The 22,862-nt window shown below is 67.2% G+C and carries 16 protein-coding genes and 1 pseudogene; 8 read left to right on the forward strand and 9 right to left on the reverse strand.

The window, feature by feature from the left end; translation table 11 throughout:
* Positions 1 to 1,143: 1,143 nt before the first annotated feature.
* The 4 genes from ACIGXE_RS35315 to ACIGXE_RS35330 all read right to left on the reverse strand — a co-directional run bounded on the left by ACIGXE_RS35315 (position 1,144) and on the right by ACIGXE_RS35330 (position 4,986).
* Positions 1,144 to 1,881: a GDSL-type esterase/lipase family protein gene (locus ACIGXE_RS35315; RefSeq protein WP_399754098.1), complete on the reverse strand. Its 738-nt coding sequence runs from the start codon at positions 1,879 to 1,881 to the stop codon at positions 1,144 to 1,146.
* Position 1,882: 1 nt separating this feature from the next.
* Positions 1,883 to 2,920 (reverse strand): acyltransferase family protein, encoded by a 1,038-nt coding sequence (locus ACIGXE_RS35320; protein ID WP_399754141.1) that lies wholly within the window; start codon positions 2,918 to 2,920, stop codon positions 1,883 to 1,885.
* Positions 2,921 to 3,241: 321 nt separating this feature from the next.
* Positions 3,242 to 4,357 carry a CU044_5270 family protein gene (locus ACIGXE_RS35325; protein ID WP_399754100.1) on the reverse strand — a complete coding sequence of 372 codons (1,116 nt, stop codon included), beginning with the start codon at positions 4,355 to 4,357 and terminating at the stop codon, positions 3,242 to 3,244.
* Positions 4,354 to 4,986 carry an RNA polymerase sigma factor gene (locus ACIGXE_RS35330; protein ID WP_399754102.1) on the reverse strand — a complete coding sequence of 211 codons (633 nt, stop codon included), beginning with the start codon at positions 4,984 to 4,986 and terminating at the stop codon, positions 4,354 to 4,356. Before ACIGXE_RS35330 ends, ACIGXE_RS35325 begins: the two co-directional genes overlap by 4 nt.
* 253 nt (positions 4,987 to 5,239) lie before the next feature.
* On the opposite strand from ACIGXE_RS35330, the gene ACIGXE_RS35335 reads away from it, so the two are divergent.
* Positions 5,240 to 5,644 (forward strand): Tn3 family transposase, encoded by a 405-nt coding sequence (locus ACIGXE_RS35335; RefSeq protein WP_399754103.1) that lies wholly within the window; start codon positions 5,240 to 5,242, stop codon positions 5,642 to 5,644.
* A gap of 272 nt (positions 5,645 to 5,916) precedes the next feature.
* On the opposite strand, the gene ACIGXE_RS35340 is transcribed toward ACIGXE_RS35335, so the two are convergent.
* From ACIGXE_RS35340 to ACIGXE_RS35355, 4 genes and pseudogenes are all read right to left on the reverse strand, one after another.
* Positions 5,917 to 7,149, reverse strand: coding sequence for a PP2C family protein-serine/threonine phosphatase (locus tag ACIGXE_RS35340; RefSeq protein WP_399754105.1), 1,233 nt, complete (start codon positions 7,147 to 7,149; stop codon positions 5,917 to 5,919).
* A 363-nt stretch (positions 7,150 to 7,512) separates the two neighbouring features.
* Positions 7,513 to 7,904 (reverse strand): annotated as a pseudogene (locus ACIGXE_RS35345) (transposase family protein); the annotation flags it as partial.
* Positions 7,905 to 8,302: 398 nt separating this feature from the next.
* Positions 8,303 to 9,154 (reverse strand): cupin-like domain-containing protein, encoded by an 852-nt coding sequence (locus tag ACIGXE_RS35350; protein WP_399754106.1) that lies wholly within the window; start codon positions 9,152 to 9,154, stop codon positions 8,303 to 8,305.
* Positions 9,155 to 10,950: 1,796 nt separating this feature from the next.
* The gene (locus ACIGXE_RS35355; protein WP_399754108.1) at positions 10,951 to 11,193 is read right to left on the reverse strand and encodes a hypothetical protein; all 243 of its coding nucleotides are present in this window, start codon (positions 11,191 to 11,193) and stop codon (positions 10,951 to 10,953) included.
* Between the two features lie 273 nt (positions 11,194 to 11,466).
* Between ACIGXE_RS35355 and ACIGXE_RS35360 the strand changes: the two genes are divergently transcribed.
* The 7 genes from ACIGXE_RS35360 (at position 11,467) to ACIGXE_RS35390 (ending at position 18,779) form a co-directional block, all read left to right on the forward strand.
* On the forward strand, positions 11,467 to 12,870 hold the full coding sequence (locus ACIGXE_RS35360; protein ID WP_399754110.1) for an FAD-dependent oxidoreductase: 1,404 nt from the start codon (positions 11,467 to 11,469) through the stop codon (positions 12,868 to 12,870).
* Positions 12,867 to 14,102 (forward strand): MFS transporter, encoded by a 1,236-nt coding sequence (locus ACIGXE_RS35365; RefSeq protein WP_399754111.1) that lies wholly within the window; start codon positions 12,867 to 12,869, stop codon positions 14,100 to 14,102. The genes ACIGXE_RS35360 and ACIGXE_RS35365 overlap by 4 nt, the downstream gene beginning before the upstream one ends.
* A gap of 849 nt (positions 14,103 to 14,951) precedes the next feature.
* Entirely contained in the window at positions 14,952 to 15,308 is a 357-nt protein-coding gene (locus tag ACIGXE_RS35370) for a hypothetical protein (RefSeq protein ID WP_399754114.1), read from the forward strand.
* Positions 15,309 to 15,340: 32 nt separating this feature from the next.
* The gene (locus ACIGXE_RS35375) at positions 15,341 to 15,808 is read left to right on the forward strand and encodes a Chromate resistance protein ChrB (protein ID WP_399754115.1); all 468 of its coding nucleotides are present in this window, start codon (positions 15,341 to 15,343) and stop codon (positions 15,806 to 15,808) included.
* The gene (locus tag ACIGXE_RS35380) at positions 15,805 to 16,236 is read left to right on the forward strand and encodes a chromate resistance protein ChrB domain-containing protein (protein ID WP_399754116.1); all 432 of its coding nucleotides are present in this window, start codon (positions 15,805 to 15,807) and stop codon (positions 16,234 to 16,236) included. Before ACIGXE_RS35375 ends, ACIGXE_RS35380 begins: the two co-directional genes overlap by 4 nt.
* Positions 16,233 to 17,639, forward strand: a complete 1,407-nt coding sequence (chrA, locus tag ACIGXE_RS35385) for a chromate efflux transporter (RefSeq protein WP_399754117.1) — start codon at positions 16,233 to 16,235, stop codon at positions 17,637 to 17,639. The genes ACIGXE_RS35380 and chrA overlap by 4 nt, the downstream gene beginning before the upstream one ends.
* Before the next feature lie 756 nt (positions 17,640 to 18,395).
* On the forward strand, positions 18,396 to 18,779 hold the full coding sequence (locus ACIGXE_RS35390) for a transposase family protein (RefSeq protein WP_399754119.1): 384 nt from the start codon (positions 18,396 to 18,398) through the stop codon (positions 18,777 to 18,779).
* A gap of 190 nt (positions 18,780 to 18,969) precedes the next feature.
* Here ACIGXE_RS35390 and ACIGXE_RS35395 read toward each other — a convergent pair whose 3' ends face one another.
* Positions 18,970 to 22,827, reverse strand: a complete 3,858-nt coding sequence (locus tag ACIGXE_RS35395; RefSeq protein WP_399754121.1) for an ABC transporter ATP-binding protein — start codon at positions 22,825 to 22,827, stop codon at positions 18,970 to 18,972.
* Positions 22,828 to 22,862: the final 35 nt, after the last annotated feature.

The raw sequence follows: 22,862 nt of genomic DNA on the forward strand, positions 1-22,862 counted from the left end.
CCAAACATTAGGGGCCACCCCCAAAACTTCCCCCACTACCCCACCCCCGCCAATAGACCCCCGGCCCAGCCCGCAGCCACCCCACCCCCGATTCCTCCACAAACGCCTCGTCCGCCTCACCACATAGGACACGGTCTTAGCGAAGTCTGGGACGACCCCAGAGGAGTTTCAGCAGGGGTTTGCGCGGCAGTCTGTGGAGAAAACCGGGAGCCGCGCCGATCGGGGGTCCGGCACGGCTCGCCAACCAGGGCAGTCGGCCTGCCGGCCTTGGCCGGCATCGCCTGAATCCTGATCTGTTACGGCTGACTCACCAATGTGGGGTCTTCAAGATCCGCCCACGCACCGCGACAGCGATCCCTGCCAGGCGGCGCCAGGTCTCGGCGCTCTTCGTAGCGGGTGTGGGCTGCCTCCGCTGTCACGAGGCAGCCCACAGCGGCATACGGGGGTGGTTTCCTGCCGCGCTTCCAGCTTCATTGGATCATCTATGCCTACCTCTTTCTATGGGTGATCGATACTCACCGTGGAAGCTGGGGTGAGGATCATGGGAGCAGGTCTGGCCGGGTTTTGGCGGATCGACGAGCTGATTGCCCAGTGGGCTCGTACCGGAACGTCGCGCCAGGCTCTTCCTGAAGTGTGCTGCAGCCCTGGGGTTGCCCTGAGCGGGCACTCGGGTGCATCCGGACAGGCGTCGCGTTTCCTCCTCCCTGACCCTGAGGAGCTGCGCGACCGCGTCGTTCGGCCCCCGGCCCCCGCCCCCGGCCCTCGGCCGCCCCGCCTCGGGCCGGCGCCGCCCGCTCGGAGTCGGCGGCCGCGCGGACTGACCCGTGACGGCCGGGCCGTGCCGGTCGTGCACCAGCCAGAGGCCCCTTTGGTGCCACCGCTGTCGACTGGCTGGGCGGTGTGGTGGATCCACGCTGTCGATTGCTCCTGTGGAGGAGGAGAGCGGGGAGCCAGGGTCGCTCGCCTTTCCCTAGGAGGAGCGACTCCTTTGCCCGTGTCCGGCCTCAGCCGGGCTGGTGGATCCCGGACAAGCTCACATATCCGCCCATGATCGGCGTGCCGCAGGGGTAAGGGAGTCTCTGCTGAATCCCCGACTGCAGGGCGCTCTGCCGCAGTAAAACTGGTAGGCACTGCGGCAGCTGCTCAAGGGGGCGGCGCTTCATCGATTCGGATGCCGGTGAGTTGGCGGAGGTCGGCGGCGTTAGCGATGGCGTGGTGTCCGCGGTCGTTCGGGTGGAGGTGGTCGCCAGAGTCGTAGGCGGGACGGATGCGTGTGGGGTCGGCGAGGTCTTTCAGGATGGTGTCGAAGTCCAGGACGGCGTCGAAGAGGCCGCTGTGGCGGATGTAGGTGTTGACGACCTGGCGGCAGCGCTCACCGGCCGGCTCATAGCGGGGGAACCCGTTGTAGGGCGGGATGGTGGTGGCGACGACGCGGACACCGCGGGCGTGGGCGCGAGACACGAATTCCTTGAACCCGCCGATGATGGCCTGCGGGTCGTACTGGTGCGGGGGCTGTTGGATGTCGTTGATGACATCGGTGAGCACGATGGTATGCACGCCGGGGACCGTGAGGGCGTCGCGTTCCTGGCGGTCCAGGGCGCTGGGACGGCCGTCGTCGTTCCTGGTGAGCAGCCGGGTGGCGCCGATGCTGGCGTTGATGACCGAGACGGGCAGGTGAGCCTCTTTGAGGCGCTGATCTATCCGTTCGGGCCAGGCAGCGCCCGGTGTGGTGCTGTGGCCGCCGGAGACCGATGCCCCGATCACCACCATGGTGTGGCGCGTGGAAGCGACGCTCAGCGCGGTGAGCGTCAGGAGTGCGGACAGGGCAAGCAGAGCGGCGGTGAGACCGGCAGGACGCGACCGCTGGAGCATGGGCGTCATGTCAGCGTCCGCCGCTGGCCGAACGGCTCGCGGTGCGGGGACCATGGAGGATGCATCGTTGCCCGGGTTGCTCGACCCAGCGGTACAGGGCCCAGGACAGGCCGAGGGAAACGGCAAAGACGGCGATGGCGAGAGCCAGGGCGTGCCCTGTCTCGAGTTCGGGATGCCTGCCGAGCAGGTGCTCGACGATCCGCATGACCAGGATGTGGATCATGTAGAAGGCGAAGGACCACTCACCGAGCCGGACCAGCCACGGGCGGCGCCACAGCGACCGGGCACCGTGCAAATCGTTGAGCGCGGCCGCCGGTATGAGGCAGGCCAGCCCGACCACGGTGAACGCCGCGTAGCTGCCGCCGCCGGGCAGCTGATGCGCGAGAAAGTAGCCAATGAGGGTGAGCCCCATGGCGGCCTCCGCCCCGGGCCCGCGCCACGTCCCGATCTGGACCAGGCGGCCGATGGCCGCGCCGAGGACGAACTCGGGGAACCGGGCGAGCGGGAACGAGTGCAGCGTCCAGCCTAGAGTGAAGTACGAGTTGATCCAGGGCAGAAGCATCACCGCCGCGATGCAGACCACTGCCAGGGCGTTGAGGCAGCGGGGGCTCAGGCGGCGCAGGCCCGCGTACAGGGCGGGGAAGGTGGCGTAGAAGGCCGCCTCGCAGGTCAGCGACCAGCTGACCGGGTTCAGCGCCTGCCACCAGTTGGGGTTCCAGGAGCTGACCAGCAGCAGGTTCGAGAACGCCTCGGTCGGGCCGCTGGGGCGCAGGCCCGGCACCAGGGTGAAGGCCAGCACCAGGGCTGCGGCTGCGGTGGCCAGGTGCACCGGGTAGATCCGGGCGATGCGCCGCTGCCAGAACACCCGCGCACTGTCTCGCGGGCGAGCCGACCACACCAGTACGAAGCCGGACAGGATGAAGAAGAACGACACTCCCGTCGCGCCGGCCCCGAACGCCCAGTCGATGATTCGGGCACTCTCGCCGCCGAAATAGCCGAAGTTCCGCACGTGATAGACGAAGACCACGAACGCCGCCGCCCAGCGCATGCCGGTCAAGGACGGCAGCGTCGCAGACGCTGGTGGCGGCGAGCCTGCGGCTGTCTCGGTGTGAACTGCCTGGAGCGTCATGGCTGCACCTGGCCGGCGCAGGGGGACGGCAGAGCGGCGAGCAGGGCAGCACAAATCAGCGCGTGCATGAAGGGGTTCCTGTCATGAGGTTTCGGACGTCACCTCGTGTATGCAGGACGCCGCCTGCACGGGCAACGCTTCGAACTTTCAGCGAGCGATCCGTCCGACGGCCTGGGTAGACGGACGTAAGCCAGGAGCGGTGCCCGAACTGCTCAGGTCGGGCACCGCTGCAGCGCGTCGTCAGTTTGCGCTGGCGGGCGTCTGTCCAGGCTTGTCGGTGACACTACGGCTCAGGACGGCGGTGGTGGCGGTGACCTGACCGGCCTTGCCCCAGGAGGTGTCCTTGATCATGACGCTGCGCTCGCCGAGAAACTCCAGAGTGCGCCTGTCGAAGATCCACTCGGTGCGCTGGCCGTCGTGGACGCGGGCGACGGCGATGCCATGGCGGCTTGTGGCGTCGACGGCGTCGTTCACGACGGTGACGCCGGGGATCTTACCGGCGGCCTTGTACAGGGCGGCACTGACCTTCGGCGGCGCGAGCTGCTCGATCAGCAGGTCGCCGATCGTCACGAACGCCTCCTGGTCCGGGCCGGTCCCGGCGCCTTTGGTCTCGTTGTAGATCTTCTTCAGCAGCGTGTCGGGGTCGGTGGGCAGTGACTCCAGGTAGCGGTAGGTCGGGCTGTTCAGCGAGGGTGACGCGTTGCCCGGGACGGCGCGGCGCTTGGAGTTGGTGCCATCCGACTGACGGACCGTGGTCCGGCCGTCTCCTTGACTGACAACGACGCCTTCCCGCTGGGTGTCCAGCTCCGTGTCCTGGCCGTTCTCGCGCAGCAGTCCGGGGTGGGTTCCGTCGACCGAGAGCCAGATTTGCCGCAGGTGAGGCTTGTCTAGACGCATGACGGGGTTTTTGTCGCTCTGGCTGGAGTAGGCGACCTTGCTGGCGATGTACACGTACTGGTCGTCGCGGACAGCGGGCGCGGGCTTGGACGCGGCGACGGTGGCGATACGGTCCAGCAGCACCGCAGCCGGTGTGGCGTTGGTTCCAAGTTCCGACGGGCCAGAGGCCGTCGGCGAGCCGGGGCTGGCGGTGGGGTGCTGGTCGAACATACCGCCGGTCGCCAGTGTGAGCGCCATTGCGCCTGCGGCTAGCGGGATCGCCGCAAATGTCACGCGGCGACGATGCCGGGTGCGGGGCAGGGCGGGAGCCGCATCGGTGTTGTGTTGGATCTCGCGCATCAGGTGGTCCTTCAGGAGCCGGTGGCGGCGTCCAGGCAGATCCCGTTCGGCCGGGACCGGCAGCAGCCGGGCCATCTCCTCGCGCTCGGCCTGGGTGGGCCTGGGCGGCTTGGGGCTCATCGGGTCTCCTCCTGGGTGGGCCGGACCGCACGGCTGCGGTCACCATCTACCTGTCCGCAGCACGCCTCCGAGTTCCCGCTCTGCGACGGAACCTCGACGCCGGCGAACTTGCGGAGCTTCTTGCGGGCGCGCGAGAGACGGGAGCGGACCGTGCCCACCGGGATGCCCAGCGCCTGGGCCGCGGCCGCGTATTCCAGGCCGGACCAGATGCACAACGCGACCACCTCGCGTTCCGCGCGGCGTAGCCGGGACAACGCTGCCTGCAGCACCGCGATTTGGCCCGCGTCGTCGATGCGGTCGACCAGGTCCTCGGCGAAGTCCGGGAACACCTCCTCACGCGGCAGACGGGTGACTGCCGCCTCGTGCCGCCGCGCGGCCCGGCGGATGTTTCTCGCGGTGTTGGTGGCGATGCCTAGCAGCCACGGTCGCAGTGACCCGCCGTCCAGCTCCACCGCTGCCCGCAGCCGCCACGCCTCCAAGAAGGTTAAGGACAGCACGTCCTCGGCCGCTGACCAGTCGCCGGTCAGCCGGAAGGCATGGTTGTACACCGCTGCGGCGTAGTCATCAAAGAGAGATCCGAATGTATCCGGATCTCCTGCCCGTATTCGGGCGCGCGCGTTCATCTCCATACCATCGGACTGTCCGACCAACCCGGACTAGTTCCCGGAACGTGATGCGCGCCACTGGGGAGTTCCTGTTCAAACAGGAGAAACCTCTGGGACCGTGCGAGGCAACGGCCGATCTGGCGTCTTCGCCCTGACTATGGCTGCTGCCGACGTCGACGACGCACGCCAAAGGGACCTCGGTATCGCATGGGTGATCGTCTAGCGCTCATCGTTTCCGTCCCGCTCCGCAGATCCGCTACAACGGGCACAGTCCGCCGTGACGGAGGGGCCCAGCACGGCACCGCCCTGGACATCGAGGGCAACTAGGCGGCTTGCACACGCAGCCAGAAATCAGATTCGGTATCAGAGACTACTGAACTTCGGCTTGCTGCCCAGGATCCAAGCGGATCGACAAGGTGAAGCTGTACCAGCCGTTGGTCGGCAAACCGGACGCCTACTCGCACCTGACCCCGGCGCTGTCCCGGCCGTCGGCTGGGAACTCATCGCCCGGCAATACGACCAGATGATCAAGTACGCTACTGCCATGCGGACTCGCACCGTCTCCACCGAGGCGATCTCGCGGCCTTCACCGCAACGCCGCACACCCCACCTACGCGGATCGCTTGAGGTCGGCCGCGTCCAGAAGACCGTCTTCGTCGCCTACTACCTGCGGCTTCGCTGACTTCCAGCGGGAGATTGAGGAGGATCTTACGTCATGGAGTCGTCGAGTGGCGCGAACTCCGTGATCGCGTACGGCGAGAGCCCGTCGACAGAGACCGCCGGCCTAGCGCAGTGTCCTCGCTGCCGCCGTGCCCGCCGGATGCCACGGCCTGGTCGCCGTGCTGCGGACCGGCAACTGACAGGTCTTCGAGCAGCACCAGGACGATCGGGGACCCACGGAAGTCTGCGGCGCGGCGACGGATGGGGTGCCGGCCGGAGATGCGAGTGAGTGCGTCATAGTCGCATGACGATTAGGGCGGTGTCGTCGGTGAGGCCGGCTGGGGGAAGCAGGTCGGTCAGGAGGGCGTCGGCAAGGGTGTCGGGGTCGGTGGCACGGTGGCGCGCGATCGAGTCAGCGAGGCGGGTGAGACCGGTGTCGATGTCCTCTCCCCGGCGTTCGACGAGCCCATCTGTGTATACGACAAGGACGCAGTCGTCGGTGAACATAGTCTGTGCCTGGGGGCGGAGGGCGTGTTCAGGGCGGGCGCCGAGCGGTGGGTCGGTGGCCTGGTCGAGGAAGGTGACAGTTCCGTCGGGACTGCACAGGGCGGGCGGGGGGTGGCCGGCGCTGCTATAGGTGAGGGTATGGGTCTTCCAGTCGATGAAGACGGACGCAGCGGTGGTGGATTGGGCGTGGTCGACGGAACGGGCGTACAGGCCGAGGACTTCCAGAGCCTGCGCGGGGCCGGTGGCGACACGGGAGGCCGCGGACAAGGCGCTGCGGAGCTGGCCCATAACGCCGGCGGCGCGCAGGCCGTGGCCGACGACGTCACCGACTGCGACAGCAGTGCGGCCGCTGTCGGGCAGGTCGACGAGGTCGTACCAGTCGCCGCACACGTTTAGCGACCCCATGGCGGCCCGGTAGCGTACCGCTGCTCGGTGGTGGCCGAGGGGCCGGGGGGTGGGCAGCATCGCTTCCTGCAGGTGGAGGGCGACCTCGCGTTCGCGGGCGTGTGCCTTGCGTAGGCGCTCGTTGACCTCCTGCAGTTCGCGGGCACGCGTATAGAGCTCGGCTTCCGGGACGCGTGCGCGGCCCCCGCCCGCCCGGCCGCCGCGGGCGCGGATGAGTTCGGTTACTTCTTCGACCCGGTGCAGCAGTAGGGCCACGCTGCCGTCCAGGGCGAGGACGGGGACGTTAACCGGGCTCCAGTACCGCTCCTGCCACGTGCCGGGCTGGTCGGGGTCTTCCACGTCGTAGCGCTGCAGGGCCATCGTGTCACGTTCGCCGGTGGCCGCGACGCGGCTCAGTGATATGGACAGGTTGCGCATGCCGGTGGCGGTTGGATCGCCGGGGTTGTCGGGGAAGACGTCGAACAGGAAGCGGCCGATGAGCTGGCTTCGGGTGCGTCCGGACAGGGATAGATACGCCTGATTGACGTCCACGTACACCAGCTCTGGCGTCAGCAGCGCCACACCTGTTGGAAGAGCCTGGAAGACGGCGTGGTAGTCGATGCCGGGTCCGTTCACGCTGTCACCTGCTACATACCTGCGGCTCTTGTTAGTCACGGGCGCTTCCACCATGGCATGCGTGCAGACCGCGGGCCCGTCGTGGCGGCGGGTATGGACCGTTCGGCCCCTGTGAGGGCCTGTCGTCCGCCTCGTGCGCCGCCTGCGCAGGGTGGCGGACGCTAGCGACCTGAGTCAGAGATTCGTCGTTGGTTGGGCATGAGTCGTCCAGGCCCGAGGATTCAGTCGTTGTCGGTCACTGACGCCCAGCGGGCGGTGCTGGAGTTGGTTACGTCGCCGGACGACGGCCCAGGCTTTGACTTAGGGGTTGCGGATCGTGCTGGAGTGCGCTGAATTCATGGAGTGTCCCGCCGGCTGCGGATGGTTGGTGACGGTCTGGATGTTCACTCCGCGCCGTCGGGCGTTGCCCGAATGGTCCTGTTCGTGGTCGCCGACTTGGGCACTGGGCGATGGTGGTCGTCCAGCAGGACGCAGTCGGGGCGTGCTCGGCGCAGTGCCTGCGTGAGGGATGGCGCTTTTGAGGCGAGGAGCTTGATCACGCTCTGTGCGTGGGTGTGGGCGGTACCTTCGCTCATCCGGAAGCCCGCTGCGAGCTTCGTAGAGGTCGTGTGCTCGCGCAGGTAGACCAGGGTGGTGATCGCGTGTTGCGAGGGCCGCAGCTTGCACTGGCAGTCACCCTTACGGGTGACGATCAGCATCGTGATCCACTCCACGAGCGCGTGCGGTAGGTCGAGTACGGCAGGATAGGAGACCAACGAGGCCTCCAGCCCGTGCTCACCGCCATCGGGGACCGCCTCCCGGTGACCGTCTCGATCGCGCCCGGGTCGCGATGGTCTTCCAGGACGCCCTGGACGCGCTGTCGCCCTCTCGCGCGAGCCCTGGCCGGCCTGCGCCGTCCCACGAGCGGGGAGGCGCCAGGACTCCGGGATCGGGGGCGGCGCGGAGGCGGGCCTTGGCGCGTGGCTCCGGCGCCGGGCCGGTCAGCGGTTGAGACGTCAGACATCTCGAACCACTCCCGAAGGCCTCGCCCGCGCCCGCAGACGGCCGTCACCCCATCGGTGACCACTCTGAAGGCCCTTACCCAGCCCCGACCCCAGGAACGGGCCGTGCCCTCGGCGCCAGCGTCACTACGGAGTACGCCCGAATCCGGCTCTCAAACAGCCTTACCGTGAACGGGTGGAGCCCCGTTCCGGCCATGGCAGGGTCGGTGTCCGTGGCAGGTGCAGTGGCCGCGCCCGATGAGCCCTGTGTAATGCATTGCATCCCGTGTTTTCACGGTCGCCCATTTAACGGCGACCCGAGGGGAACTTCCAAAGAATCCGCTGAGGAGAATACTCGGGCTCAGGTTGACCACTTCGTGCCACCAGAATGCTGGCACGAAGAGGACGTCGCCAGGCATGAGGTCCACGGTAAAAAGTTGGAATGGTGACCGACTGTGCACTATCTCTTCAAACGACACGAATGACAGGCGCGCCCAGGAATCGTACTTGTCCGAGACCTTTCCGAGCATTTCTACAGAGCCGCGCTCAGCGAGCAGAAAGCGTTTCTTCCCAGATATTACTACGGCGAAGTTATCCAGAAAATCATGGTGCAAGCCTGTCCGTGCGCCCGCCGGCCCCATCCAGGCGCTGGAGGAGGTAATGGACCAGCGGGGAAAGAGTTCGTTCTGTCTCAGCTCGTGTCGCAGATCTGGAAACTGCGTGAGCAGGTCGAATTCCTTGAGGTATAATCCAGATTCTTGCGGTGAACTACGTCTGGCGAGCCGGTCCGTGTAGCGGCCGAGCGTGGACGCAGTGAACTGTGTAGGGTCTTTCTCCCTGTTGCCGACGACCAGGTTCACGGGGAGGTCCGGCGCAAGTGCCCCTATGCGGTTGAAGGTCCACTGCTGGACAGCGGGCCAGTGCAATGCGGCTCCCCGGAATACGGCGGGCGTCGTCCGGTCGCGGTACAGCTTCGGAGTCCCAGTAGTACCAGGCAGCGAGTTGACAGTGCTGCTGTATGTCATGGTGAGGCTTCCAGTCCCGTGTGTTGTGGTACTACAGAAGGGCGAAGAGGGACTTAGCTATGTACTGCATCCAACGCAGCGGGGTGAGCCTCCATAGCGGTGAGGCGAACGCCAGGGGAAGGTTCATCCTGATAACTGCGCCGTAGTCAAGCGATGCCGCGTGAGGAAAGTACTCTGACTTCAGGGCTTCAATGGACTTGAAGCCCTTCTGATGATAATAGCGTAATTGAGGGTCGCGAGGTATCCCGTCTCTTGTGCTGAATACGTAATCCTCAACCGGTTCGTGCGGGTTCTTCCGTCGCCATGCCCGTAATCCAGGGAGGGGCGAGCCAAGGTATACGCGCCGGTATCCACTCTTTAGCGCGATCGGAATAAAGAAGGCAAAAAGCGCGTTTACTGCGTCCGAGTCTATGCTGCTCAGGCTGATCCCGAAGAGACATGGTGTGGCACTCGCAAACCGGGGACCCTCTGCTGCAGCACGCCATGTCTGGGCGCGGCGCAGCTGCTCCTCGGAGATAGGTTTGATAAACAGAGACGCCAGTAGTGCCCCAGTCCCATCCTCAAACGCCCCGACGGAGAAGTCCGGATATTGCTCGATCCTTTGCGCGAAAGTTTCCGGGCTCGCAGCCTGTCCGGGCTGCGTCCATTTAGTATTCTCCAGTTTCTGTAGTTCTGGGATGTCTTCTTTATGTAGGAAGCGCACATGTATTGACGGTCTGCTGCCCTCACAGCCCTGAGCCTCAGTGCTTTGATTCCGCTGGCGCGTGTTCAAGTTCGTTCTTCTCTTTGTATATATCCCGGCTGTCGGAAGTCTTGTCCGCTATCCCCAACGCTCGGAGATCGACACTGGGGACAGCACACATGAAATGCGCGCAGCCAGACTGCGGATGATGCTTCTTGAGACGCACCAAGCGTCCGCCGCCTCCCTAAGAGACCTACGGGTTGATGCACATCGTGAACAAGTCTATTGCCGGTGCGTGAGAATGCCAGAAAGTAGAAAATACGTGTAGAGCAAGTTATGCTCAGTCACTTCTTGGGCGTCCCGCGTTCGGCCTGCGTCTTGTACGAAGTAGCACAGGTCCTCCTGGCTCAGAACGAGAACGTGGTGAGGTATCAGCGAGTGTGGAGGTGGGCCTCTTCGCCATTCCTGGCCAAAGCCGTCTGTTCCAGACTGTAGGCTTCGCCAGCTGCCACGGAGCTTCCACCCAGCTATACCCGGCTTTGAGGCTGCCGATCCCGTGGTGCGGCGCGTCATACCCTTAGTCGCACCCGCCTTTCTGCCACATCTGTGTTGCTCACAACGGAGTCAGACGGCCTCCTACTCGTTGTCTCTCCAGGCGAGGATCGGCTCCAACTGACGCCAGTCGGTTGGGGCTGCGGCAGGCAGGGAAGAACATGCTTCATGTCTGATAGGGGCAACACCTTGTTAGAAGCGATCGCGTCGCGACACTCGATAGGCGGCGGGCAGCACGGCGCGACGCCCTGGCCGTCAGCCCGAGCAGGGGCAGCACCGTCATACTCGCCATGCGTCTCTAGCCGGCGAACACCAACCCCGGCAGGCGGCCGAGGTGCCACCCCCGCTGCCGGGGTGCCCGGGGGCATCGAGCGCGCCGCGCCGTCCAGGTCGGCCAGGCACGGCAGATCATGTCGGTAGCCTGTGGCTAGCATGATCGCCTCCATCGGCCGCCTGTCCGGGGCGTCCTGGGTGAGGCCGGCGGTGGCGACCGTCGTCGATGAGGAGCTGTGTGGGCGGCCGGCGGAGCGAGGCGCCGAGTGGGGCGATCTCACCGTGTCAGTCAGGCCGTCCTGACCGGAAGGGTGGGGGCGGTGGAGGCGCCGAACGTGCCGGACGCGGCGACCATGGCCCGCGCGCCGGGCACGCAGCCATCGGCAAGCTCCGCCTCGTAGCCGGCGTCGCCGCGCCGTGTGACCCGGTGGCTGGTGCGGATGTCCCCGCCCAGGTGGGCGGCGTAGCTGGTGAGGGAGGCGGCGCCCCGTCCCGCGTGCGGGTAGGGGTCCAGACCGCCGGGGGACGGCATGCCAGGCAGAGGCTGATGGGGCCGGAGACCAGGGTGAGGCTGTCGTAGTCCGCAGTACGAGCCGGCCGGGTGTCGGACAACTCCATCCCCACCGCCCGAAGGCTCTCGTGCGGCAGGTCGTGGGTGGCGGCGAGGCCGGACTGCCCGCCCCGATCACCGCGATATCGGCGTGACCCTAGATTCGATGAATGTCTATGTTGACGCCTATCGATACAGTTGCCATGCTGGGCCGCACCACCCATCGACAGATGTCGAAATATGCAAGGAGTCGCCGTGAACACCGTCACTGAGCTGCCCGTCATCGTGATCGGCGCCGGACCCACCGGTCTGGCCGCCGCCGCTCACCTGCTCGAGCGCGGCATCGAGCCACTGGTCCTCGAAGCCGGCCCGGCCGCCGGCGCGGCGGTGCGGGAGTGGTCGCACGTGCGCCTGTTCTCCACCTGGGGCGAGGTCATCGACCCGGCCGCCGAGAAGCTGCTTGCCCTGACCGGCTGGACGCGGCCCGATCCTGAGGCCTACCCCTCCGGCGGGGACTGGGCCGAGCAGTACCTGCAGCCGCTGGCCGATGCCCTCGGGGAGCGCCTTCGCACTGGCGCCCAGGTCGTCGGTGTTTCCCGGGTGGGCCGGGACCGGATCGTCGACGCTGACCGCGATGCCCAGCCCTTCGTCGTCCACGTCACCTACGCCGAGGGCCGTGAGGAGCGGCTGTTCGCCCGCGCCGTCATCGACGCCTCCGGCACCTGGACCAACCCCAGCCCCGCCAGCGCCAGCGGACTTGCCGCACTCGGCGAGCGCGCGGCTGCCGACCGTGTCACCTACCGGGTCCCCGACCTGCAGGACCCCGCTGTCCGCGCCCGGTACGCGGGCAAGCGCACCGCCGTCATCGGCTCCGGCGCCTCCGCCTTCACCGCGCTCGCCTACCTCGCCGACTTGGCCAAGGCCGACGACGGGACCGGCACGAAGGGAGTATGGGTCCTGCGCCGCGGCATCTCCGGCTCCACCTTTGGCGGCGGAGAAGCCGACCAGCTGCCCGCCCGCGGCGCACTGGGCCTGGCCGCCAAGGCCGCCGTCGACCAGGGCTACGCCGACGCGGCCACGGGCTTCCGCACCGAGGCGATCGAACGCGACAGCCACGGCCGCCTGGTGCTGGTCGGCGAGGACGGCCGCCGCCTCGACCCGGTCGACGAGGTGATCGTGTTGACCGGCTTCCGCCCCGACCTGTCCTTCCTGTCCGAGGTACGCCTCGGTCTCGACGAGCGACTCCAGGCGCCCGTCGAGCTCGCCCCGCTGATCGACCCCAACCAGCACTCCTGCGGCACCGTCTACCCTCACGGCCACGGCGAGCTCTCCCACCCCGAACAGGGGATCTACCTGGTCGGCATGAAGTCCTACGGCCGCGCCCCGACCTTCCTCGCCATGACCGGATACGAGCAGGTCCGCTCTGTCGCCGCCGCCATCGCTGGCGACCTCGAAGCAGCCGACCGCGTCGAACTCACCCTGCCCGAGACCGGGGTGTGCGGCGGCGCGGGCCTCTTCGATTCCCCCGAATCCGACCAGAGTGGTGGCGCCTGCTGCGCCCCGGCACCCCAGCTCCTCCAGCTCGACGCCCCCACCGCGGTGGCCGTCAGCCGCACGACGACGGCCGAGGCTCCGGCCGCCGGCTGTTGCGGCTCGTGACCGACCTCGACGCCCCAGCCCGCGGGGCCGCGACCGGATCGGGGGACCGGGCGCGGCCCCGCGCCGCCTTGCCCGCACTCTGCCTGACGCAGATCACCGGCTGGGGCATCGTCTACTACGCGTTCCCTGTCCTGAACCCCGAAATCACTCACGCGACCGGCTGGCCGGCGGGAGCGACCACCGCGGCTTTCTCCCTCGCCCTCGTCGTCTCCGCCCTCGCCGGAATCCGCGTCGGCCGGATCCTGGACCGATACGGCCCGCGCGCTGTCATGACCACCGGCTCCCTCCTCGGCACGGCGAGTCTGCTGCTCGTGGCCGTCGCCCCTAACCTCCATGTCTTTTGCGCTGGTTGGGCCCTCGCCGGACTGGCGATGGCGACCACCTTCTACCAGCCCGTCTTCGCCGCTCTCACCCGCTGGTGGTACCCCGACCATGTCCGCGCCCTCACCGTCGTCACCCTCGTCGGCGGACTCGCCTCCACCGTCTTTGCACCCCTGACCGCCCTGCTTGTCGAGCACCTCTCCTGGCGACACACCTACCTGGCCCTCGCCGCACTGCTCTCCGTCCTGACCATCCCCGCACATGCCCTAGCGCTGCGCGCACCCTGGCCGCCCGCCTCACCGGCCGCACCCAACGATGCCGACAGCACCTCGTCCGTCGCCAGAAGCCGCCCGTTCTGGCTCCTCGCTGCCGCGTTCGCCCTGTCGGCGTTTGCGATGTACGCCGTTGTCGTCGCCCTCGTCCCGCTGCTTCTCGGACGCGGCTACTCAACCCCCCAGGCTGCCTGGGTCCTCGGCATGGGCGGGGCCGGACAGACTCTTGGTCGCACGCTGTACGCCACGCTGGCCCGTCGCACCAGCGCAACCGTCCGCACCACGATCCTGATCGCGCTCGGCGGGCTGACCACCGCCGCCTTCGCCGCCATCCCCGGTCCGTACGTCCTGCTCATCATCGTGTCCGTCGTGGCCGGCATGGTCCGCGGCAACCTCACCCTGCTCCAGGCCACCGCCGTCACCGACCGCTGGGGCACCACACACTACGGCCGCCTCTCTGGACTCCTGGCCGCACCAGCCACTACTACGGCAGCCCTCGCGCCATTCGCCAGCGCCGCCCTGACCGTGCCCCTCGGCGGCTACAGAGCGATGTTCTTCCTCCTGGCTGCCGTCTCCGTGGCCGCCGGGTTCATCGCTCCGTGGACAGCCACCAGGCCTGTACGGCGGGCCTGTCAGTAAACGGTGTAAACGGTTTGTGGCCCTGGTCATTCCGGTGGTGGGGGAGGCGGCCGTCGAAGGCGATGCTGAGGGACATGACGGATAGACGGATTTCAGGGCCGCTGCCTCGGAGGGGGAATGGGGGGGCGGCCGTTGAGCACAGCGGCCTGCTCGTGGTGTGCGTGCCGCCTTCGCCGAGTACGGCCGCATCGACAAGACCATGCACCTGCTCGCTCTGGTCGACCCCGTCTGGCGGCTGATGAACCGGCAGCTGACCGTGCAGGAGTCCCCACCATCGGCTCGCCCGCGATCTGCCAACGGAGGCCGCCCGGACCATATCGCCAGGGGTACGGCGAGGGCCAGGAGGACCAGCTCGCCACCCTCGGCCTGGTCCCCGGCCCCGTCGTGCTGTAAGAGCAACGGCTACCTCGACGCCGCCGTCGCCCAGCTCCGCGTTGCGAGGCACGACATCAAGGGTGCGGACGATGCCCGCCTCTCTCCACTCATGGAGCGGTATATCAATTTTCTGGGCCAAGGGGGCCCTGTCAGGTTCTCTGCTTCCTTCCGAAACCCGGACGCGGACGATGATGCCGGGCTGAGGAGTGGCGGCCCGCGCACTGGACCCGCGCACGCACAGGTCCAGTACGCCTCTGCGATGTTGCGGGGCCAAGCTCGCGGTGTCGTATCGGCGCCGGTGCCCCCGCTGATGCGGAAGGCGATGCACGAGGCGGAGGACTCCAAGGCTGGACGATTAGGTGCAACCATGGTTACATTTTCTGCGCCGGGTGTGCCGGGATGGGAACGGCAGCAGGTTCAATGCGGCGTATCGTCGTGAAGATCCCGGCCGTACGCGGGGAAGCGAGGGTGGTCATGGATCAGGTGGTGCTATTCGTCTGCGCGCACGGCGCCGGGAAGAGCCGGATGGCCGCGGCATTCTTCAATGCGCTGGCCCCGGCCGGCTGGCACGCGACGACCGCCGGCATTGAGCCGCAGACCGAGGTCAGCATCCACGCGCCGCGGTTGCTGGCAGGCATGGACGCGGAGGCTCTGCTGGATCACGAGCAGCCCCGCCCGATCGCGGAGGTACCAGCTCCGGCACGGGTTGTAGCGATCGACTGCGCGCTGGAGGGTGCCGAGCGATGGGACCTGGGCCACGCCGAGTTCGACGAGGGGATGCGCGATGAGATCCGCGCCCGCGTCGAGGTGCTGGCGCGGGAGATGGGATGACAAGCGGTCCTGGCGAGGGGCCCGGACAATGGGTGCTGCTGTCCTACCGGATACCGCGCGAACCCTCTACACCCCGGATCGCGGTATGGCGCAAGCTCAAACGGCTGGGGGTGGCCCAGCTCGGCGACGGCCTCATTGCGCTGCCCGCCGATGCCCGCACCCGCGAGCAACTCGACTGGATCGCCGAAGACATCACCGACGCAGGTGGTGCCGCCAGCATCTGGCTTGCTCACCCGGCGAGTATGAGGCAGGAATGCGAGCTGACTTCCGGGCTAGCTGCCGCCCGCGCCGCCGAGTACACCGAGGTCCTCACCGAGGCCCAGGCCGCCCGCACCCTCGATGCCGCAGCCCGCGCAGCGGCCATACGCAGACTCCGCGGCCAGCTGCGGCGTATCGGCCGCCGCGACTACTTTCCCCCACCCGAACGCGTGGCGGCCCGCGCCGCTGTCGACGCCCTGGCGGAAGCCGAACCCGCCACCAACGAAAGCGAGTTGTCATGAGATGGGCCACCCGGGCCGGCATTCACATCGACCGGGCCGCCTGTGCTTGGCTGATCCGCCGACACCTCGACAAAGACGCCACGTTCGTCTTCGTCGCCGACCCCGCCGAGGTCCCCGCCGACGCGATCGCCTTCGACATGCGCGGCGCCGACCTTGGGCACCACGGCGGGGACTGCAGCTTCGAGACGATCCTTCGCCGCCACGACCTGGCCGACCCCGTTTTGTGGAAGCTCGCCGAACTCGTCCACGAAGCCGACCTGGACGACGAACGCTTCGACGCCCCAGAGGCCCCCGGCCTGGACGTCACCCTGCGCGGCCTGTCCATGACCTGCAGCGACAAGGAAATCCTTACCTTAAGCGGACCGATATTCGACGGCCTGTACGAGTACTACCGCCGCCAGGCCCTCACCGGCCGGGAACCCGCATGACCGCCCCGCCCCTGCCCGCGGCCGACGGCGAGGACGAACACCACCGGATAGCCGGTGCCTTGGTGCCCTTCCACGAAGCGGTGCGCACCTGGTTCACGATCTCCCTGCAGACCTTCGGCGGACCAGCCGGACAGATCGCCGTCATGCAGCACACCCTCGTGGAGGACAAGCGCTGGATCGGCCAGCAGCGGTTCAACCACGCCCTGTCCTACTGCATGCTGCTGCCCGGCCCCGAAGCCCAGCAGCTCGCGATCTACATCGGCTGGCTGCTGAACGGTACCCGCGGCGGGCTGGCCGCAGGAACCCTGTTCGTGCTGCCTGGTGTACTGGCGCTACTGGCCCTGTCCGCCATCTACGTCGCCTTCGGCACCACCACCGCGGTCACCGGCCTGTTCGCCGGCCTTGCCCCGGCGGTGGTCGCCATCGTCGCCCAGGCCGTATGGAGGGTTGGCCGCCGGTCCCTGGCCAACCCGGCGCTGACCGCCCTCGCGGTGGCCTCTTTCGGCGCCCTGTCCCTGTTCGGGGCCCCCTTTCCACTGGTGATCATCGCTGCCGCGCTAATCGGACGGCTGCTGGTCCGCTTCGCCCCGCACATGCTCAAAGCAGCGGCCGAACACGGCAAGGCGGACGGGATCGCGCCGCTCATCCCGGACGATGCCCTACACCACGAACCGCCCGGACGGCGGCGTGCGGCGCGCATCCTGCTGGTGGGCCTGGCCCTGTGGACCGTTCCCCTCGCGGCCGTCGCCGTCCTGACCGGGCCGGGCAGTGTCTTCACCACGCAGGGCCTGTTCTTCTCCGGCACCGCGCTGGTCACCTTCGGCGGCGCCTACGCCGTCCTCGCCTACGTCGCTCAGCAGGCCGTCCAGCAATACGGCTGGCTCAGCGCAGGCGAAATGGTCCGCGGACTGGCGCTCGCGGAAACCACGCCGGGACCGCTGATCATGGTGGTGCAGTTTGTCGCCTTCCTCGGCGCCTACCGCGACCCCGGCGCCCTCAACCCCTGGGCCGCCGGCCTCCTCGGCGCACTACTCACCACCTGGGCGACCTTCGTGCCCTGCTTCCTGTTCATCTTCCTCGGCGCCCCCTACATCGAGCGACTGCGTGGCAACCGCTCCGTCTCCGCCGCCCTAACCGGCATCACCGCCGCTGTCGTCGGCGTCATCGCCAACCTCGCCCTGTACTTTGCCGAGCACACCCTCTTCCGCAGGCTCGACACCATCACCGCGGGACCGCTTCAGGTGACCCTGCCCGATATCACCACCCTGCGGCCGGCGGCTCTCGCCATCACTGCGACCGCCATGCTGCTCATCTTCAAGCTGCGCTGGAGCGTCCTGCGCACTCTCGGCATCTGCGCCACCCTCGGACTGGCCGCGGCTTTGATCGGCATGCCCGGTACCTGAAACCGGCCCCACCGGCGCTTCAACCAACCGTTTTCTGAAGATCGCTCGGCGGGCGGGCCGGAGCCACAGAGCCCAGATCACTCAAACGACCCCAGACCGCCGATCTCTGACATGATCTGGGTCTCGACCCGGCGGGCGGGCAGCGGGCCTATGGTGCTTACCGATCATGACAAGTGGTCAGTCGTAGACAGGGTCCGGCGACTACCCGCGCGGAACATCAGGGCCCCTGCACCGGCTTTCCGTCCGGCTGCCAAAAATACAGGCCCCTTCGGCTATGCAAGTACCAGGTCCCTCACGGCTAACGGACTCGTGCACGGTAAGCGGTGAGGCGTCGAGTCCTGGATGGTCGATCATGGTCGGGTGGTGGGGACTGTGACTCGGGAAGTGATCATCAGCAACCGTCGGAATCACGGGCCTGTCGGCCGATGTGATCGCTGAACTCATCGCGGGTCTGGGCCCGTTATGGCATGAGCGCCATCAGGCAATGCTGGCATCTCGACCGCGCAAGCGTGAGGGAGCCGGTGCGAAGGACCGGCTGGTGTTCGTCGACCGGCTCCTGGCCACGCTCGTGTATCTGGAGTCACCTATGACGTGCTGGACTGCTGGGTCGATGTGGACCGTTCCACCATCACCCGGGCCATCGGCGAGGTGCGGCGTTTGCTCGCCGAGCGGGGATGCAGGGGCAGCCCCGGCGTCCGGCTGTGAACCCTTGCCGAGGTTATCGATGGCCTCAGCGTAAGTGGGCAGACCGGCATCATGGACGGCACCGAGATCCGGTCCGCCGGCCGGCCGCCGGATGCAAGGACCGGGATTCCTTCCTCTCCGGGAAGAAGCAAGCAGAACGCTGTCAAGACCATGGTCCTCACCGACCAGAACGGGCGGGTGCTGTTCAGCAGCCGGCTAGACGGAAGCTGCGCGGACATCACCCGTGCCCGCCAGTTGGGCCTGGTCAGGCTCCTGGCGGATGGCCCAGTGGTGGAGATCTTCGGCGACGCCGGCTACCAGGGTCTCGGCGCTCAGACCGGGACACGTGGTGACGCCACCGCACCGCAAGTTCAAAAACTCGGCTGCCTCCACACCGCCGTCAGCAGCGTCCATATGAGGAATCTCACCTGGGATCGCCAGCCGTCCTCCATCTGACGGCGGGCATGAAGCCGCGTCCGGCGGCCGTGGGGCGGCCGGATCCGAAATCGTGGTGCGACGCCGCCACCAACGGATCACGCCCTCTCTTCCGAGCTCGCATCAGCCGCTCGACTGTGCACCGGACGGCGGCGGGCATCCTGCCCGTGTGTTGCGTACTGCCGATGAAAGGATCGCGTCCGCATCGCCATCACCGAGGCCGGACACCTGAGCTCTGCCAGAGGCTGGCGTATGTGCCGTCGGCGGCCAGGAGTTCGGCATGGGTGCCGTCCTCTACGATCCGTCCGCGGTCCAGGACCAACACCCGGTCGGCGCGCGCCGCAGTGTCGAGTCTGTGTGCGACTATGAGGGTGGTGCGGGGGCCTATGAGCCGGGCGGCTGCTTGATTGACCGCAGCCTCGGTGACCGGGTCGAGGGCGGCGGTCGGCTCGTCGAAGAGCAGTATATCGGGCTCAATGAGTTCGGCGCGGGCGAGGGCTATCAGTTGGCACTGTCCGGCGGACAGGTTGCGGCCGCGTTCGGAGACGTGGTGCAAGTAACCGTCGGGCAGACGGGTGATCATTTCGTGGGCCCCGATACGGCGGGCGGCGGCCTCTACATCAGCGTCGGTGGCCTCGGGGCGGCCGTATGCGATGGCGTCGCGCACGCTTCCGAGGAAGAGGTGGGTTTCTTGCGGGACCATACCGAGTCGTCGACGGTAAGCCGTGAGGTCATACTGGCGGATGTCGGTGCCGTCAAGGCGGATGGCGCCGCCGGTCACGTCATAGAACCGGGCGATGAGTTTGATCAGGGTGGATTTGCCGGCGCCGCTCATGCCCACGAGGGCGACGGTCTGTCCTTCGGGAATGTGTAGATCGATGCCGGTGAGAGCCTCGGATTCGTGGGTGTTGCCAGTGTTGTAGGCGAAGTGGACGTCGTCGAAGTGTATCTCGCCACGGAGTTTGCGTACTGGTAGGTGCGTGGCGTTAAGCGGGACGCTGGGCAGTGTGTGCAGCAGTTCGCGGATGCGGCCGAGGCTGACAGCGGCCTGCTGGTAGCTGTCGAAGACCTGGGAGAACTGCTGGATGGGGGCAAAGAGCAGCTCGATGTAGAGCAGGTAGGCGACCAGAGTGCCGGCGGTGAGGGTGCCGGACGCAATCAGATTGGCGCCGACGATGAGGGCGATGGCGGCAGCGGTGCCTGAGATGAATCGGGCAAGGGGGAAATAGAGAGCTGCATAGAGGCGCGCGCGGGTGACGGCATTGCGGTGTTCGGTGCTGCGGGATGTGAAGCGGGCGGTGTGGGCGCCTTCGCGGCGAAATGCCTGGACGATCCGCATGCCGGCGACATTCTCCTGGAGTTCGGCGTTGACTGTGCTGATGTTCTCCCGGGCGCGTTGATATTGGAGGGCTGACTTGCGGCGGAAAAGCAGGGTAGCCGCGACCAGGACGGGCAGCATGGCGAGGACGACCGTGGTGAGCCGGGCGTCGATGACGAGTAGGGCAGCAAGGACACCGAGGAAGGTGAGTAGGCTCACGACGGCCGTGACCAAGGCGCTTTGCACAAACGTGGAGATGGCCTCCACGTCGGTGGTCATCCGGGTCATGATCTGGCCGGCGCGCTCGCGCTCGTAGTAGTCCAGGCCCAGCCGCTGCAGATGGGCGAAGATCTTGATGCGCAGGCTGTGGAGGATGCGTTCCGCAGTGCGCCCGCTGACTCCCGCCTCGGCCTTTTGGACGGCCCAGCCGAGCACGGCGACGGTCAGAGCGGCCACGGCGGCGAAGACGACACCGCTGATCTCGTTCTTGACAATGCCATCGTCAATGCCGTGCCGGAGCAAGACGGGGAACAGCAGGCCCACGACGGCGTCCAGGGTAACCAGGAGCAGAGCCAGGAAGAAGGCGTGGCGGAAAGGGAGGAGGAGGTGGCGGAGGCCGAAGCCGGAGTCGGTTGAGGGGGTGATGCGGCGGTGTGTGTGAGGGGGCGCGAAGGAGGGCGCGGCCGCAGGCATGGCCGGTGCGGCAGGTACGCCACCATGCCGGTTCCCAGCTGGGTACATGGTGGCCTGACTTGGGGTGTCGGCGGGCTGGCCATCGTGCCCTGGGCCGCGAACGCGGTGCCGTACCGGGAGAGTTTCCCCGCAGGTGGTCTGCTGGGGGGAGCGAGACTGTCGGTTGTGTTGGGATCTGCTGTCGCCCGGGGAGAGGGTTCTCAGGTTTGCAGTGGGGGTTTCGGAATCGGCATCGGCAAGCGCCTGGTAAAGCGGACACCGGGCTGCCAGCTCTTCGTGGGTGCCCACGTCAACGATCCGCCCATGGTCCAGGACGGCGATTCGGTCGGCGAGCCGAAGGCTGGACGGGCGATGTGTGATGAGCAGCGTAGTCCGGTCGCGCATCACGGATCGCAGGGAACGGTGGATGTTGGCCTCGGTCTGGGGGTCGATGGCGGACGTGGCGTCGTCGAGGATCAGGATTTGCGGGGCCGCGAGCACCGCCCGGGCCAGGGCAATGCGCTGGCGCTGGCCGCCGGACAGTGTCAGACCCTGCTCGCCGATCGTGGTGTCGTAGCCATCGGGGAGCTCGTGGATGAAGCCATCGGCGTGAGCGGCGCGGGCGGCGGCCTGGATCTCGGTGTCGGTGGCTTCTGGACGTCCGAAAGCGATGTTAGTGCGCACCGACTCGGAGAACAGGAAACTATCCTGGGGAACGATACCGATCGTGGAGCGCAGTGAATCGAGGGTGAGATCGCGGACATCATGGCCGAAGACGCGTACGGTGCCGACAGAGGTGTCGTAGAAGCGGGTCGCCAGCACGCCTGCTGTCGATTTCCCGGATCCCGAGGCTCCAATAAGGGCGAGGGTCTCTCCCCAGGCAACGTGCAGGTTGAGGTCGCGCAGGACGGGCTCGCGACAGTCGGGCCTGTCTGGATCAGTTTGGTCTGCTACGGGGTAGACAAAGGTCACGTGGTCGAACTCAAGGCCGGCCGGCCTGGCATGTCCTCCAGCGAGCGCATTTGACTGATCGACCGACAATACTGTCGCGCCGGGCGCTTCCCGAATGGTGGGGCTCTGGTCGATCATTTCCAGGACACGTTCCATGCCTGCTCGGTCCTGCTGACCGAGGGCGACGAGCATGGTGAGCATTCGGATCGGTCCGGTCATCTGGGCCTGATAGGCGGCGAACGCCGTGAAGGTGCCAAGGGTGATTCGACCGTCGACGGCCAGCCACCCACCCAGTCCCAGCAGTGCCACCTGGCCCAGTGCGGGGATGGTTTGCATGGCTGGGGTCCAGCGCGCGGTGAGGCTGATGGTGCGCATCCGGGCCGCGCGCAAACGCCGGGAGGCACGCTGTAGGCGACCCAACTCCCGCTCTTCCTGCCCGAATCCCTTGATTACCCGGACGCCGGTGATGGCTTGGTCCACCACACCAGCGACAGCGGCCATCTCCTGCTGGGCGGCCCAGGTGGCGGAATACAGCCGCTTGCGGCTGCGCAGCGCAAACCACCACAGGCAGGAGCCCATCACCGCGGCGATCGCTGTGAGCATTGGGGAAAGCCACAGCATGGCAGCGGCCGATGCACCAAAGAGCAACACGTTGCCGGCCAGCAGGGGTGTCATCGACAGCAGGCCGTCGACCAGTTGCAGGTCAGAGGTGGCCCGGCCAACGACCTCTCCGGCGCTCAGCCGGTCCTGCTGGGCCCCGTCGAGGAGGGTGAGCGAACGAAATAGGTCCGTGCGCAGGTCGTGCTGGACCCTTGCGGCCAGCCGGCCGGCGAAATAGCGCTGGACGAAAGCCAGCCCGAATCCGCCGAACGCGGCAAGTACTAGGAGCACGGCCCACGGCGCCATCGAGCGGCGGTGAGCAGCGATGGCATCATCAATGATCAGCCGGGTAACCAGCGGGACCGTAACAGTGACGGCCACGGCGGTAAGTGAGGCGCCGAACGAAAGGAGAGTGTCGCGCTTATGACGCCAGCAGTAGCCGAATAAGCGACGTAGCCATCCAGCCCGGAAAGGCGGATGCGGGCCCGCTGACGTTAGGCCAGTTATCTGACTCAATTGCTTCTCCATGAGCAACAGGAGCGCACTGCACGCGGTGCGCGCTC

Source organism: Streptomyces sp. NPDC053431 (genome assembly GCF_044544925.1).
Classification (GTDB): Bacteria; Actinomycetota; Actinomycetes; order Streptomycetales; family Streptomycetaceae; genus Streptomyces.